The organism is Ulvibacterium marinum, from assembly GCF_003626755.1.
Lineage (GTDB): Bacteria > Bacteroidota > Bacteroidia > Flavobacteriales > Flavobacteriaceae > Ulvibacterium > Ulvibacterium marinum.
The window spans coordinates 205,037-220,331 of sequence record NZ_RBCJ01000004.1 but is presented as its reverse complement, the minus strand read 5'-3'; the positions used below and the strand labels follow the sequence as shown (position 1 = coordinate 220,331).

Here is a 15,295-nt window from a genome sequence, read left to right as displayed (position 1 = left end):
AGTAAGAAGTACGGAATTCAAAGGAGTTGGAAAAATAGATGGGATTTACCCCTCTTTTAAGGTTTTTCTAAATTGCGAAGGGGTCATTTTCATTCTGCTTTTAAAGAAGTTCGCAAAATGATTGGGATAGTTGTAATACAGATCAAAGGCAATCTCCTTTATACTCTTATCGGTATGGGAAAGCTTGGATTTGGCAAGGTTTAAAACATGGGCATAAATGATATCCGATGCCGACCGATCTGTAATCCGTTTTACTATCGCGTTAAAATGGTTGGGATGTAAATTCAGTTGCTCGGCATAAAACTGTACCTGGCTGGGCAAAGCGTGGGGATAGTGTTGTCCGGGATGAAAGGCAAGATCCAATTTTGTCTTAAAACGACTAAATACCGCCAAGTCCTGTGAGCGCTGCGCCATAGTTACCAAGGATTTGTCCACGGAATAGTCGTAAAGTCGAGCTACCTTATGCAATGCAATATGAACGTAGTGTCTAATGATTTCCTCGGCATTGGCCTTATCCGAGCGATGCTCCTTATACATATCCTTAAAAAGATCCACAAACAAATGCGCATCTGACTCGCTTATTTCTATGGGAATAGTATTGTCTATAAGCAGAAAGGGAAAAGTTTCCGTTATACGTTTTCTGGAAAGGGTCCCACGATAGAAGTCTTCTGAAAAAATGATATAAAAACCCTCCCAATTGGGCGCTATATCCCATTGTATGATTTGGTAGGGCGAATTGAAAAATAACGTTGCCTTTTTGTTTTCCGTGGTATAGTTTCCTGATTTGGCGTACCCGCCGCCGCCCAGTTTAAGGGCCAGGGCATAAAATTCGTGCTTAAAACCAGGCATTTGTGACTTTACCTTTCCCATATTCTCCTCAAAACTTCGGATATCAAAAGAATCCCACCTTGGCCTTGAGATACCTATGCCTTTACAATAGGCGTCTAATGTTGAAAAGTGCTGCATTGCCCTGAACATACTTTGGAGGTAAAAAATACTAAAGAATTCCAAATTGAAATAAGGTCGGACACAACTATTTTGATGGGGAAAAGCTAAATGAAGTTCTTGAAATCAAATAAGTTTCCTTCTTTCTTATTCTCGAGGATGCAACAATGCCGAGATATGACAACTGTTTCCTCACCACAATATCTTTTGGTTTCACAACAAAAGGAGACTTTTGAACTGCATTTCATCGATTAATTTTGTACTTTTTCCGAAAACATAACTTTTTTGTAAGTAAATTCTGTACAAAATTATATTTTGCCCTTAGTACTAGAACCTATATTTCTTAGCCTATGCAAAAACGTCTCTACCTCGTACTAGCTTTGATATGTACTTCTGCAACACTTTTTGCCGGGGTCTCCAAAAAAGAGAAGGAAATACTTATCGATTTTTACAAGAGTACCCAAGGCGAAAACTGGATGGTCAACTGGGATTTATCCAAGCCGGTTTCTACATGGCAGGGTGTAGAATTAAAGAACAACAAAGTGGTATCCCTTTCACTTTTCAATAACAACCTTGGAGGAACCTTGCCTCTTTCCTTGGGTGAACTGAAGCATTTGGAAGTATTGAATCTGGCCTTTAACCATATTGGAGGAACTATTCCGGAGAACATTGTGCATTTAAAGGCATTAAAGGTACTGCGATTGGGAAAGAACCACTTTACAGGCACCATACCCAAGGCTATCGGAACTCTTTCAAATTTAGAGGTATTGGACCTATTTGACAATACGCTTTCCGGAGAAATACCCAAGGGCTTGGGAAAGTTGAAAAAAATGAAATGGCTCTATCTCTCGAATAACGAATTCAGAGGTTCGCTTCCCGATGAATTGGGAAATATGGAATCATTGGAACGTTTGGAACTTTCGGACAACCATATAAAAGGAGGTATTCCTAAGAACATGGCCAAACTTAAAAATCTCAATACCCTGGTTCTTTCGGAAAATGAATTTTCCGGTAGAATTCCCGAAGGGATTTTATCATTGCCACAACTTGCACAATTACAGGTTCAACGTAACCTTTTGGATGTTTTCGACCTTAAGAACATCAATACCATGCGGGAAAATTTGGCCATTTTCGATTTTGATGGAAACGGCCAAGACTTCAAAAAGAGGGATTTTAGGCAATTTACCCCAGATGCGAAAATTGGTACTGCCGACACCAAGTTCGAGGATGTAGACGATTAGGGAACCTTCTTTTTATTAAGTAGCGTTTATGATGACGAATATCTCCTTTGAGTTATAATCAGGGGCAAACCCACTATTTAAAGAATACCCCCAGAGCCCCAAGCTTGAGAGCGATACTCAAAAATACTTCAGAAAAATTAAGAAATCATTTATACTTGAAGACGTATAACATACGTTTTAAATAAGAGGATTCGTTCAAATTATAAAATAAAAACCACATGTTCTTTTTGTTTTACCATAAAAAACAAAGGGTTTGCAACAAGTATTTTCTTGCCGTTCTTTGCTCTTTTACCTTGTAATCCAAATTCATAAAACTACAAAGCAATGTACTCAGAAATTTATTTAGTAGACGATTTAGAAATGACAAACCTAATGCATCAAGTGCTTTTACGTCAGCTTCATCTGGAGGATAAGGTAAAGTCCTTTACAAATCCGGAAGAAGCTTTGGACGATTTGCGGTTCAACAAATCAAACATGGCACCAAAACTGGTATTATTGGATATTAATATGCCGGAAATGAACGGGTTTGAATTTTTGGAATTCATGGCCCTCGAAGAATTTCCGTTGAATATTGATGTCATTATGGTGACCTCTTCAACGGAGTATGCGGATAAAATCTTAGCGGAAAAGTATCCCCAGTTTGTAAAGGGCTTTGTTCAAAAACCCCTTCAAATTGAAAACTTGGTCGAGATTATGACCGGATCCTACTCCCTATAATTTTCTTAAAAATCATATTCCCTTTGGGAGTATGTTCTTCCATATCATTTTTTGATACCGAGCAATAGCAGGGAATCTCCTTGCTCAAATTCGGCATAACTTTCAATAGAAAGAATCTTAAAGTGCTGCCCAAAGACTTCTTTAAGACTTTTTTCGGTGTGATACTTTACAAAAAGACCCTTGAAAATTTCTGAACCTTCCCCTTTCCAAAAGGAATGACAGATTACACCCTGGGTATTCAAAACTTCATATTGCTTTTTGATCGAATTGACTAATTCATGGTCATTTAGATGGTGCAGTACCTTGTTCGAATATATGCCGTCAAACTTTTTATCAGTCTGTAGGGTAATTGCATCCAGCTCTAGGAATTTTCCGTTCGGGTTTTCGGCCCTCAAGTGATTTAAAAATTCAATGGAGTTATCAGATCCCATAACTTGAAAGGATTTATTCAGGATTTTCCAATCCGATCCTGGACCTGAACCTATTTCTAGTAAAGTGGATTTGGGTGCTAAAACTTGTTTAAGTTTTTCAATAAGTTGCCTCCCATTAACATCCTTTGCCAAACGGATGTATTCCTCAACGGATTCCTTGGTTTTATAATATTCTCTTTCCATCCCTATTTTGGATTCCCTTGTATTCTGGTTTCCAATCGCTTAACCAGGTTCTACTAATTTTTCTTGCGTAAAGATAGAATTTGCGCAATACTTGCCAAATGCGAGAGGAATACAATAGGAACGACAACCGTTGGAAGCCAGACCAATGGAAAATAGGTCACCCCAATGTTCGGTTGATCAAAGGCCATCTTTTGAATCGGTGTTTGCGCACTTAGAACGGCAATGGTAAGGATGTTCAGTAGTAAGCCTAAACAAATTATGTTCCAAAGCAAAAGACCATTGACCCCCACTTTCTTCTTTACAAAAACCAAGTAATACAATATCGGTGCCGTGAGTCCAGAAAGAATATCAAAATTATAGCCTTCAAAGGTCATCAATTCCGGTACGAGACCTTCTAGAAATACAAAGTACAATACCAATTCAACCGGTACCCTGATGCAGTGTAACAGTGTTAGCCATTTTAAATCCAGACTGCCCATAAACTTTTTGCCTTTTTTGGTCATGGACAGTAACAGCACAAAAAGAAGTACCGGTCCCAGTAGGAAAATAAACCGAGGAGGCACAGCATCCAATTTTTGATAAAAACCATTGAGTCCTAAAATGCCAACGATACTACTCCATAAAAGAATAAATAGTACCACCCTTCTATTTCCTGATGCCTTAAAAAATAACCAGATAGTGGCTATGGTGGTAAGAATAAACCCAATTGTTATGAAAATTGATATTTCTGCCATCTCATGATTTTAAGGCAAAGTTCCGATGAAATTCATAGTTGTCAATTGACAAAAGGCAAGAAATGGGAAGGGTTACAATTTTTTTCGCAATCTACTCAATGTGCTATCTGTAATACCCAAATAGGAAGCTACATATTTTAATGGCGAATATTGTAAAATTTTTGGTTTTGAAGACAATAGATCCTGGTAGCGTTGTTCGGCAGTACGGTTGATCATCCCATAATTTCTTTTTTTGGAGGAGATGAATTCCTTTACCAAAATCGCTCGTCCGAAATCCCTAAAAGCAACCCTGTTATGAAAAAGCCCATTGAGCTCTTGGTAGGAAATCCTAAATCCAAAGCAATCCGTAACGGCTTGAATGTTTGCCTCTGATGGAATACGGTTGAAGAACGAGGTGACCTCAAAAACTACATTGTTCTCCGTAAAAAAATCCGTAGTTATTTCATTACCTTTTAAATCGTACAAAAAAGTACGCATTAATCCCTGTTGGAGGTAGAAATAATCATCGCTAGTCTGATTTTGCACTACCAGAAGTTCACCTTTTTTAAGCCGCAATGGGTGAAAGGAGTTGGCAATTTCCGAGGCATCTTCCCTTGAAATGGAAACAATATTCAGGATGAAATTTATGAGCAAGTCCCGGTTTTTATCCATTTGTCCGCAATTTTCTTGGCACTTCTCCTAAACCTATAATACTGATTTAGGTGGGATACTAACTACTATTTTTAATCTCAAATTCATTCAAAAAAAGCGGGTTTACGCAAACAAATCCAAGATAGGTTTTCCTTGCCCATCCGGAGTGGTATAGAAAGGTCTTCCTTCTATGACATAATTTGTTTCAGGGTGTATGCCCAAAGCATGGTATATGGATTGATGTACCTGATCGATTACCACAGTATTTTCTATGGAGGAGCATGGCCTTTCATCCGCGGTTTTCCCATAGACCAGCCCTTTTTTGATTCCGCCTCCCCATAGTAATATGGAACTACCATCGGTAAAATGTCTATGCATACCATAGAATTTTTCGTCCTCGATAATATCCGGTTGATCTACTTGATCTTTCACTTTTTTCCCGGGACGACCTTCGAGTAGGGCATCTCGGCTAAATTCACTTGCCAACACAATAAGCGTCCTTTCCAAATGTCCCGATTCATCCAAATCTTTAACGAGTTGGGCTACGGGACCGTCTATGAGTTCCTTCATTTTTACTACCCGGGTATGTCCATTTTCATGGGTGTCCCATCCAAGAAATGGTTCATATTCCGTAGAAACGCTAACAAACCTGGCTCCGTTCATGGCCAACCTTTTGGCGGTGAGGCACCCCAAACCAAATCTACCGGTATTATAAATATCATACTTCTCTTTGGGTTCTTGTGTAAGATCGAATACTTGGGACTCGGGTGAATTCAACAACCGATAGGATTGCTCCATGGACCGCATTAAGGATTCTCTCTGGTAATCACTGCCTTGTTCCATTATGGTGTTCTTATTGGCCAATTCGGTATAGAGTTTATATCTAGCTTCAAACCTTTTGGCGGACATGCCTTGAGGTGGTCTTACACTATCAAGACCGCTTGACGGATCTGGAATCAAAAATGGGCCGTACTCGCTACCTAAGAATCCAGCGGAATGAAAGGCTTTCAACTCCTCGCCCTCTCCAACGGTAAAACGTTGGCCCATGGCAATAAAAGGAGGGATAACCGGATTTACAGACCCCAGTTCCTTGGCAATCCAAGCTCCAATATGCGGAGCTTGAACGGATTGTGGCGGTTCATAGCATGTATGCCAATGATATTGATGCCGTGTATGAAGGATGTGGCCAAGATCAGCGGATTTATAAGATCGAATAATAGCTCCCTTGTCCATAACGCTGCCTATGGATTCTAGGCCTTTGGAGAAATCCAGACCGTCCACAACGGTAGGAACTTTGGGAAATGAACTCAAGACCCTTTTGCTCTCCATTCCTTTTTCATAAGGGGCATAGGCCTTGGGGTCAAAAGTTTCGGTATGTGCCATGCCTCCGGCCATCCAAAGTAGAATTACGGTGTCCGCTTTGGATGTAATTTTGGGGGCACCGTTACAGGAGCTCAAGAAACTAGCAGTGGGAATACTTGTGGCCGCCGCTGCCAGGCTGGCCGCTCCCATTTTCTTCATAAACTCCCTACGCGAATTTTCCATATGCTCTTCCATAACCTTTAAATTCTTAATAGATGAACTGAAATTCAGGCAAAAGCAAAGTGGCCCAAAACAGGTCTTGTACTGCTTCTTTATCCGGTGAATTTCCCAAGGCAGCTACCATAATATCCTTTTCTTCTTTTGTGGGCTTTCTACCAAGGGATTTTAGATATAAGGAAGTTACCATATTTTCTGTATTCGTGTCATATTCCGCCAACCAAGTGCCTGCACCTTCTTCCAAAACCTTGTTAAAATAGGCTCCATTGGTAAGTTCAAGAGCTTGTAATAAGGTAGCCTGATTATCCCTAGAGGTAGCCACATTTTCCCTGCTTGGGCGTCCTAGGGCCTTCATAAAAGGATGTTGTCTAACCAAACTGGCTCGGGCAAAGGAAGGGATACTGTCCCCAAACTTGAAACTCAACAACATATCCCAATGCTTGGAACCGTAATTCCGTACCTCTTCCCAATGTTCATCATCAAATGTTTTGTCCCGCCAATCTCCATGTGGAGCTGTATCTGTACTTTTCCAGTTCTGGCCATTGCCGGATTCTACCATGGTTTCAAGACTATCCTTTTGATGGATTCTCATTTGGAACAATATTCCGGCCGGGTTAGCAATATTCCCTTCATTGGACCCCTCTATGGCGATTACATTTTTTCCGGGATTAAGGAACCGCGTTACCTCCAGTTTGTCCACTTTTCTCCAATCTGTGCCCGAAGAGACCTTTTGGCCATTTAGATAAAATGTATAGGAATGATCAACGGAAATTAAAGTTTTGGCCTTTATGATTTCATTATCGGCAAGGGTAAAGGTGTGACGGAAATATCGTTTACCGGGATCTGGGAGTACATCTCGTTCCGACTTCCTTTCCCTATGCCAGATTCTATTTGATGACACCTCTTCTTCAACAGGGTCATAGGCCGCGGCATAGTATACCGGGGCTATAATCTGGCTTACGGCATCCGTAAATTGTTCGGCGCTCATTCGCCGGATTACTGGCCCGTTAAATACATATTCGGGGGATTTTATTTGTTCCAATTTTTTATAGTTTACACCTGGTAACTGATAAGTTTTTGAGGTCATAATGGTTCTTATCAACTGTTCCAGGTCATATCCTGAATCGATGAAATTCGCAGCCAACCAGTCAAGCAAAGCCCCGTCCCAAGGTGTATTGTCCATCTCATCCAACGGCTCTATAATGCCCCTTCCCATGAGTCTTTCCCAAATTCTATTGGTAATAGTGCGGTACAATCGCCCGTTCTCGGGCTTTACCATAAGTTCTGAAAGTTTTGATAAGCGTCCCTCTAAGCTATCCGCTTCCACTGATCCCAACTCTGGATACAGGAAATTGACCTTGGCCATTTTTCCAATAGGTTTATCACATCGATTTAGTTCCAATACAGAATCGGCAAATATGGAGGCGAAGCCATACGCCTGATCTAGGGTTAGGTTACTTACAAAGCTGTTATGACACGAAGCACATTTAACATTTACTCCCATTAGGGATTGACCAATATTCTGGGCAGCCTGCATCTCGGTCCGTTGACTGGCATTTACAACTCCCCGCCATTGTATGCCTTTAATAAACCCTTCGGATTCGGGAGTTGGATTTACCAATTCCTTGATCATGGTATCGTAGGGCTTATTTTCCAATAGGGATTTGTAGAGCCAATCCGTAATTTGTTTCCTTCCACCAGTAATAAAACCGGTCCCCGAATAATCATTACGCAATAAGTCGTTCCAAAAGCTTAACCAGTGTTGGGTGTAATTATGGGTATCGTTTAACAGGCTATCAATCAGGTTACTTCGTTTGTTCGGATCTAAATTGGTCACAAATCGGTCAATTGACTCTGGTTGGGGGAGTAGTCCAATAATATCCAAATAGGATCTCCGTATAAACGTTTTATCATCTACTACCTGTGGCCAGTCAACAGCATTTTTTTCAAAATAGGCATCGACCCACTTATCTATAGGATGTTCTTCCCCAGTCGATTTTGGTAAATCCGGTTTGGTCAAGGCTAGGGGTGCCTCAGGGAATACTTTAAGTGCCCGATCGGACCAGTGTGCCCCTTTTTCGATCCATAACCGAATTAGTGCAATTTCATTGCCCTTCAATACCTTTCCCTTTTTTGGCATTACCCCGTCCGCATTGGGAGGTAAGGTTATTCTTCTATAGATTTCGCTTTCTTTGGGTTTTCCCGCAATAATCACTGCTCCGGATTCCCCTCCTTTAAAGACGCCTCTTTTGTTTTCCAGGACCAGTTCCCCCTTTTGCTTGTTTTCACTATGGCATTGATAGCAGTTGTGTGCAAAAATGGCACGTACCTCTAAGTTAAGATCGTCCAGTTGGGTTTCTGATAACGAGTCCTGTTGATTCAATTGGGCCAATAATGCCTCAGCCTTGCTATCGTCATAAGAATTCCGGTTTCCGGGGAGGGCACTGGTCAAAAAATCTTCACCATGCGTAAGGCTGGCACCCAAATGACCCGTAATGGAGAGGGCAATAACGGATAGTAGCAAGACGGATCGATAGGCCACTAAGCTGTTTAATTTTCCTGCTAGTGTCTGCCGTAAGAGGAAGGCGGCAATGAGACTTAGCACAGCCGTAAGTATGCCCAAATTCTGATGGATCTGTACCAGTTCTCCGGAATAATCATCAAACGTTCGGAGCAACCAACCTAAGAGGGTAGCCAATATGGCGAAAAGGGCCCCGAGATAAACCATCCAGTTGATTCCCTCCCGAAGTCCAGGTCGCTTTCCCTTTATAGTAAGTACTTCCAAAAAGAGTGCAACGACCAATAGCCCTATAGGAAAGTGAACGATTAACGGGTGTAGCCGACCCAATAATTGAAACAGCCAAGTCCATGCATTTTCTTCCATGCTTGAAAATAAGCATATTTTTAAAGAAACCTGCGGTTATCTTTGTGAAGTCCATTGGTAAACCTGCATAAATCCAAATACATCGGTTTCTCCTCCGGCCATTCGCTTGTCCTCTTTAGTATGAATCCAATTTTCGGTATATTAGGTTTAAATTTCATTTTCCGGAATATCTTCATGACTCCATGGAAAGTGCGACTCAAACAAAGGAAAAGTATATCATGATAAATCCATCCGCTGAAATTGCACTTATTCTTGCCTCTCTTCTGTTTTATGCAGATTTTGACGAGTCGTTCAATGCAACTTTCAGTGTAGGAAACGGGAAAGCCCAAATAGAAGTGGATCGGTATGGGCCGTTCATTACTTCTGGGAACAAGGGCAAATTTGGAGAGGCCGCGGAATTCATTTATGAAGATAAACTGGAAACGATTTGGACAAAGGATGTTGTACGCTATCCGGCAAAAGGAAATTTTCCCTATAACCGTGGGGAGGCATTTGACGGTGCTATTGGGATGTGGCTACAAATTGATATGGAAAATCTAAAAGAACGTTCGCTCATCTGGTTGGATCCGGTCCATTTGCTTGCGGAGAGCGACCGTGACAATGGTAAAATTTGGATGGATTTTGTAACCAGCGAGCTGCCGGACACCCCAATTTTCCGTTTTGGTACCACTGGGCGTCGCGACTTGCCTGGGAGTAGGGGTGGCCCAAACAAAGAATATGTGGTAACCGTTCCGCATATCGATTTCAGTGGCGATAGCTGGCATCATGTTGTAGGCACTTGGAAAAACCTGAACAGTTCTGGTAAAAAGGGAGTGATCCATGTGTATTTTGATGGTGTCCTTGTCGGTGAGGTCAAAGGCTTCGATCATACGTTGGACTGGAACATAGATGATTGGGAAATCCGTATTGGTCTCGGATTCAAAGGAAGGATAGACGATTTTTTTATTCTCGATAGTTTCCTTCCTGAAGAAATGATCCAAGAGGTTTATCGATCGGGAAAATCCCTGGGGGATTTTTTAGAATTGTAGAACAACCACTAGTTAATGATCGTTCCCCATTTTATTTAAACCAGTACTATTTAACGTTTGTCCATTTAATTGCTATTTTCTTTCCCATCAACACTTTTCCAAACCATAGCCACTTTTCCTCTGGTTCGCATCGCTTCAATATATGCTATGGCATCCGGAATTTTATGAAATGGGTAGGTCTTGTCAATATGGACCTTAATTTTTCCGTTCCGTATCAAAGTTGCCAATGTCTCTAGGTCTTTGGTATTGGCTTCGGCCGTAAATTGAACTAAGGGGAATTTGCTAAAACCTGCTTTTATGAGCAACCATATCATATGTTTCAAAGTGGTAAAACCTACGAGCACTCCTCGTTTTCCCATACGTTCAAAATCCTGTAAAAAAAGGTTACCGTTCGTGTCCACAATAAGGTCGTATTTGCCATCATGTTTATGAATACTCTCTTTGTCATAGGCAATAACCTTATCGGCACCCAAACCTTTTACGAAGTCGATGTTTCTATCAGAACAGACAGCGGTTACCTTGGCGCCATATGCCTTTGCAATTTGGACCGCGAAATGACCGACACCTCCTGAGGAACCATTGATCAAAACCGATTCTCCCTTTTTAAGTCGTCCATGTTCCACAAGTGCTTGCAGTGCCGTTAATCCGGCTATGGGGACACTTGCCATTATAGGAAAATCCGTTTCTTTGGGCATGATGGCACAAACACTTGATGGTGCAGAAATGTATTCTGCAAAAGAACCTCCCATAAGAGTCTCACCAAATACGCAGTCCCCCACCTTAAAATGGGCTACGTTATTTCCTATTTCTTCTACGATACCTGAAAAATCAGCCCCTAGAATTTTGTCTTTGGGTTTAAACAAACCTGAGGAGAATCGTGCAAAAAAAGGTTTTCCACGAAGAATATGCCAGTCTGCCGGATTCGCTGAATTTGCCATTACCTTAACCAAAATGTGATTTTCCTTCAAGACGGGTTTTTCGACTTCTTCCAGCTGCAGAATTTCAGGTCCCCCGTAACTATTTTTAGTAAAGGCCTTCATTGTATTATTCGATTTTCAAAGATTAAATTCATTAGGTAAATGGACTTTTTTTATCAGAATACCAAAGGACAGGACCACGTTTTTTCCCAAATTTACAGGCATATATTCAAGATAGGAAATAGCGAGGTTTAAAGGTAGGCAAATTCCGGTTTTCAAAAGGGGGTGAAGTATTGGCTTTAATGGCAATTTGTACCCTTCACATAGCGAAAACTAGTTTAGGTTCAACTTTGTTTGGGAACTTCCATCCACCTTCATGGTATAAAGTTCCAGATGGCCGTTTTTACAACTACAGAATACGATTTTACTTCCATCCGGCGACCAACTTGGATATACATCTAAATGGGTATTGGATGTGATTTGGCTTGTTTGGCCCGATTTTAAATCTAAAATGAATATCTCAGAACTATTGTTGGATTTTTTTGATCTTTCCTTTTCGCTTGTGTTTGAAAATTCTGTTTTGGACTTTCTTGATGAGAACACGATTTGATTACCGTCCGGAGACCAACTAAGGGAAATCTCCTCCCTGTTATCCGGAGTAAGATTCCTTTTTTCCGTCCCATCGGAGTTCATGAGCCAAATATCCTCCTGACCGGATTCCCCTGAAATAAAGGCTATTTGTTGCCCATTGGGAGACCAATGTGGGGAATAATCCAATACATCGTTATACGTAAGCCTTGTATTGGTAGCGCCATTTTGGTCCATAACATAAATTTCCCAGTTTCCGTCCGAAGTTGAAACATAAGTCAATCGGTCCATATCCGGGGACCAATCCGGATCTAAATTTTTGCCCTGTAAATCTGTTAAGGGCACTTCCTTTTGATTATCCAGATTCATAGTAAACAATGCCGAATATTTTTTGCCCTTTTCAGTTCTGAAGAAGAGAACGCTTTTTCCATCAGGTGAAATTACCGGTACCCGTTCTTGATGTGCCGTAGTTGTAAGTCTTTCAACTTTGGATTGCACATAATCAAACCGATAAATTTCCCGGTTGCCCGTTACATTGCTATGAAATGCTATCCACTTTCCGTCTTTGGACCACCTTGGTGAAAAATAGGATTTTTCGCTAAGATCACATTCCTGTCCTGATGTCAGACATCCGTTTACCAAAAGGATGACGAAAAAGATTTGATTGATTTTGACACTGACCATGGATTTGGATTTTCACCAATGTAATTCTTTTATTGGCTTGAATTCAATTTGGGATGTTCGAATGGAAGAATGTACACAACAGTGTGCTTATCCAGATAAGGTGTATTTTGACATGTTATTGCGGAATTCTACGTAGTAGTGTTGTACCTTTTTTTGATTTCCATTAAAATCCAAACCCCGATGGCTATTCTGACCAAGGGTTGTAAATACGTATAAATCCATTTATAGGACCAGTTGACAATTTCATTAAGGGATGTTACCCCTAGATAGTATCTTGCAAATGAGGACAAACTAAGAATACCAATAAACAATAGGGCTATTCCTATCCATTTTCCCAATCCACCCTCCTGTGCCAATGCCAACCCATAAAATAAGGAACCGAGGCCAAAACCATAAATGACCAAAAAATATTGGCTATCGGAGATGCCGTTTGCGGCCTTGATCAAGGTTTCGAACATGTTTTTTGAAACTTCATTGTCCGCTTCCACATATCCTGGTCGCCAAATTTGGTTCAACGTATCTATTAATAGCGATTGTTGGGCCATTTCCGTATAGGCCCAGACCAATAGGAAAAGTGTTCCGAAAACTATTTGTAAAGGGTATTTTTTGAATAGCAAATAGGCCACTCCAAGGCTGGCCAATATGTTTACCTGTGGGTGGATAAAAAGAATCCATAGTTTGCCGAGGTAAAGGCCGTTGTCGTAAAGGGACGACCTGGTTTCAAAATCAGGTGCATCCGGATTGGGAAGAAAGATGAGCAAGACCGTGGTCAGAGCTCCGAGGAAAGAACAAATGGCCGTTGATATTAAGAAGTAATCCTGATTTTTAACGTGTTCCATAATTTATGTCAGGTGTAATGGTCTTGTCAGGTATGGTGACTAATCATGGGGCAATTGAAGTCTTAGCCCTTATTGGCAGTTGTACTTATTTCAACTCTTCTACAATGATATCCGTTCCCAGATATTCATTGGTTCCTTTTATATACCAATTTCTAATTCTAGGAATCTTCATTCCATTAATATCAAATTCACCTTCAAACGTAATGATCTCTTCTTCTTTTCCCGGATCTTCGGGATGATTAAATTCAATGGCCAATAAAGTATACGTTTCGACCTCAATTATTAATGTCCAATGTTTGCTTATCATTTCATCTTTTAATTCCATGGCAACCCTATACACGTCCCTACCTTTATATTCCGCTTTTTGGGCCGGTCTTATCTGCTCCCAGAAGTTATTGGATAGGGACATTGGAAGGCCGTACATTAACTTGTAAAATTTTTTATGTCCTAAACTTCTCTCTACATTTAACCTATATTGCTCTATAATAGCTTTGGAGAGCTCCGACTCTCCGTTGAGGAATATTTTACTTTCCCCATTTCCGGTTAGTATCCTTTTAACGATTCCGTCTTCCCTGAACCTTTCCATTTCAAAATAGTCATCTGAATTCTTAAGGTTCAATTTGGTATATCTTTGCGGGTTGTTTACCCGAGGTTCCTGGATGTGTAACTTTATTTCGGATGTTCCCCATTTCTGGTTACTATCGTATTTTTCTTGTACTTGGTTTAGGATGTAAGTACTGTTTTTGCAGTTGGGATTATTCGTTTTCCAACCAAATGTTACAAAAATGACTAAGAGTCCAGTAAATAATTTTAATGTTTTCATAGTTGTAGTTTTGGAAATTACCACCAACGGTCTATTCCGTTATAACACTAAGATAGCCTTTTTGTATTGGATTTCCCGGCTCGGTAGTTTTGGAAATTTACCGTACTGGGCTATGGAATAGGTTTACCAGCTTCACCCTATAGATGAGAGGTTAATTGTCAATTTTTCTTAAATCCGTACCATCAGGATTGATAATGAAAATACTTCTTCCGGGGCCTCTGTCCGATTGAAAAACTATTTTTTTTCCATCAGGCGACCAGTCAGGATATATATCATTGTCCTCATGGAAAGTTAGTCTACATTCTTTTGTGGTTTCCAAATCTAGCACATAAATGTCCCAGTTGCCATTTTTCTGGGAGGCATAGGCCAACTGGCTTTGATCGGGAGAGAAAGTTCCGCCAAATTCCCTTATCCCATTATGGGTTATTTGTTCTAGGTCTTCGTTCTTCAAGTCGATGAGGTAGAATTCCTGTTTATCGGTAAACAATGGGGAGATGAAGAGAATTTTATTGTCCTTGGTCCATGTGGGCTCCCATGAATTGGGCCTACCGGTCTTAAATTTTGACTCCCTATCGGTTTCCAAATCATAGATGAACAATTCCGCATCTCCGTTACGTGAGGAATTATATATAATTTTTTTACCATCTGGGGACCAACTGGGTTCATGGCCATCAAAAGTGGTAAGTTGTGTCTGCTTTGATCCATTGGATTGTATCATAAATAGTTGCCATTGGTCATCCTTACCCCCCGCAAAGGCCAACCACCTACCGTCCGGGGACCAACAAACCCCTTTTTTGTAGTACCCGTCACTGGTCAATTGTTTTACATCGGTACCATTGGCATTCATTACATATAGTTCATTGACCTTTACATCCACCTTACCTCGGGATACAAAAGCTATTTTTTTTCCATCGGGCGACCATGCCGGACGGCCATTAAATACTTCAGGGGCTTTTTTTTGTGCACGAACCTCCCGGAATCCCAAAAGTGTCGGCACCAATAACAGGATGATTATTGCATTGTATTTTGCCATGGGTAACACGTATGAAAGTTGGGATACTAAATGAGTCATATTGCATGGGTTTGTTGCTTCATCTGATTGGTTCAAGGGA

The 15,295-nt window shown here is 40.8% G+C and carries 14 protein-coding genes; 3 read left to right on the top strand and 11 right to left on the bottom strand.

All coding sequences use genetic code 11. The features are described from left to right. Window positions 1-45 precede the first annotated feature (45 nt). The gene (locus D7Z94_RS20085; protein ID WP_158594694.1) at window positions 46-966 is read right to left on the bottom strand and encodes a helix-turn-helix domain-containing protein; all 921 of its coding nucleotides are present in this window, start codon (window positions 964-966) and stop codon (window positions 46-48) included. Between the two features lie 329 nt (window positions 967-1,295). Here D7Z94_RS20085 and D7Z94_RS20080 point away from each other — a divergent pair, with 329 nt between their 5' ends. Next, window positions 1,296-2,186: a leucine-rich repeat domain-containing protein gene (locus D7Z94_RS20080; protein WP_120713419.1), complete on the top strand. Its 891-nt coding sequence runs from the start codon at window positions 1,296-1,298 to the stop codon at window positions 2,184-2,186. Window positions 2,187-2,510: 324 nt separating this feature from the next. After that, on the top strand, window positions 2,511-2,903 hold the full coding sequence (locus tag D7Z94_RS20075; RefSeq protein ID WP_120713418.1) for a response regulator: 393 nt from the start codon (window positions 2,511-2,513) through the stop codon (window positions 2,901-2,903). 44 nt (window positions 2,904-2,947) lie between these two features. Here D7Z94_RS20075 and D7Z94_RS20070 read toward each other — a convergent pair whose 3' ends face one another. The 5 genes from D7Z94_RS20070 to D7Z94_RS20050 form a co-directional block, all read right to left on the bottom strand. Next, window positions 2,948-3,517: a class I SAM-dependent methyltransferase gene (locus D7Z94_RS20070; RefSeq protein WP_120713417.1), complete on the bottom strand. Its 570-nt coding sequence runs from the start codon at window positions 3,515-3,517 to the stop codon at window positions 2,948-2,950. 53 nt (window positions 3,518-3,570) lie between these two features. Then, window positions 3,571-4,251 carry a hypothetical protein gene (locus D7Z94_RS20065; protein ID WP_120713416.1) on the bottom strand — a complete coding sequence of 227 codons (681 nt, stop codon included), beginning with the start codon at window positions 4,249-4,251 and terminating at the stop codon, window positions 3,571-3,573. Window positions 4,252-4,323: 72 nt separating this feature from the next. Then, a complete protein-coding gene (locus D7Z94_RS20060; RefSeq protein ID WP_120713415.1) occupies window positions 4,324-4,902 on the bottom strand; it encodes a Crp/Fnr family transcriptional regulator in 579 nt (192 codons plus the stop codon). A 102-nt stretch (window positions 4,903-5,004) separates the two neighbouring features. Then, entirely contained in the window at window positions 5,005-6,438 is a 1,434-nt protein-coding gene (locus D7Z94_RS20055) for a DUF1501 domain-containing protein (protein WP_120713414.1), read from the bottom strand. 13 nt (window positions 6,439-6,451) lie between these two features. Then, window positions 6,452-9,304: a DUF1549 domain-containing protein gene (locus D7Z94_RS20050; RefSeq protein ID WP_120713413.1), complete on the bottom strand. Its 2,853-nt coding sequence runs from the start codon at window positions 9,302-9,304 to the stop codon at window positions 6,452-6,454. Window positions 9,305-9,522: 218 nt separating this feature from the next. Here D7Z94_RS20050 and D7Z94_RS20045 point away from each other — a divergent pair, with 218 nt between their 5' ends. After that, window positions 9,523-10,332: a LamG-like jellyroll fold domain-containing protein gene (locus tag D7Z94_RS20045; RefSeq protein ID WP_158594693.1), complete on the top strand. Its 810-nt coding sequence runs from the start codon at window positions 9,523-9,525 to the stop codon at window positions 10,330-10,332. 65 nt (window positions 10,333-10,397) lie between these two features. Here D7Z94_RS20045 and D7Z94_RS20040 read toward each other — a convergent pair whose 3' ends face one another. The 5 genes from D7Z94_RS20040 to D7Z94_RS20020 all read right to left on the bottom strand — a co-directional run bounded on the left by D7Z94_RS20040 (window position 10,398) and on the right by D7Z94_RS20020 (window position 15,255). After that, a complete protein-coding gene (locus tag D7Z94_RS20040) occupies window positions 10,398-11,372 on the bottom strand; it encodes an NAD(P)-dependent alcohol dehydrogenase (RefSeq protein ID WP_120713411.1) in 975 nt (324 codons plus the stop codon). 210 nt (window positions 11,373-11,582) lie between these two features. Beyond that, window positions 11,583-12,521 (bottom strand): DUF5050 domain-containing protein, encoded by a 939-nt coding sequence (locus tag D7Z94_RS20035; protein ID WP_120713410.1) that lies wholly within the window; start codon window positions 12,519-12,521, stop codon window positions 11,583-11,585. A 128-nt stretch (window positions 12,522-12,649) separates the two neighbouring features. Beyond that, on the bottom strand, window positions 12,650-13,360 hold the full coding sequence (locus D7Z94_RS20030; protein WP_120713409.1) for a hypothetical protein: 711 nt from the start codon (window positions 13,358-13,360) through the stop codon (window positions 12,650-12,652). An 85-nt stretch (window positions 13,361-13,445) separates the two neighbouring features. Further along, a complete protein-coding gene (locus D7Z94_RS20025) occupies window positions 13,446-14,183 on the bottom strand; it encodes a DUF6503 family protein (protein WP_120713408.1) in 738 nt (245 codons plus the stop codon). 151 nt (window positions 14,184-14,334) lie between these two features. Continuing rightward, window positions 14,335-15,255, bottom strand: coding sequence for a TolB family protein (locus D7Z94_RS20020; RefSeq protein WP_120713407.1), 921 nt, complete (start codon window positions 15,253-15,255; stop codon window positions 14,335-14,337). Between the last annotated feature and the right edge of the window lie 40 nt (window positions 15,256-15,295).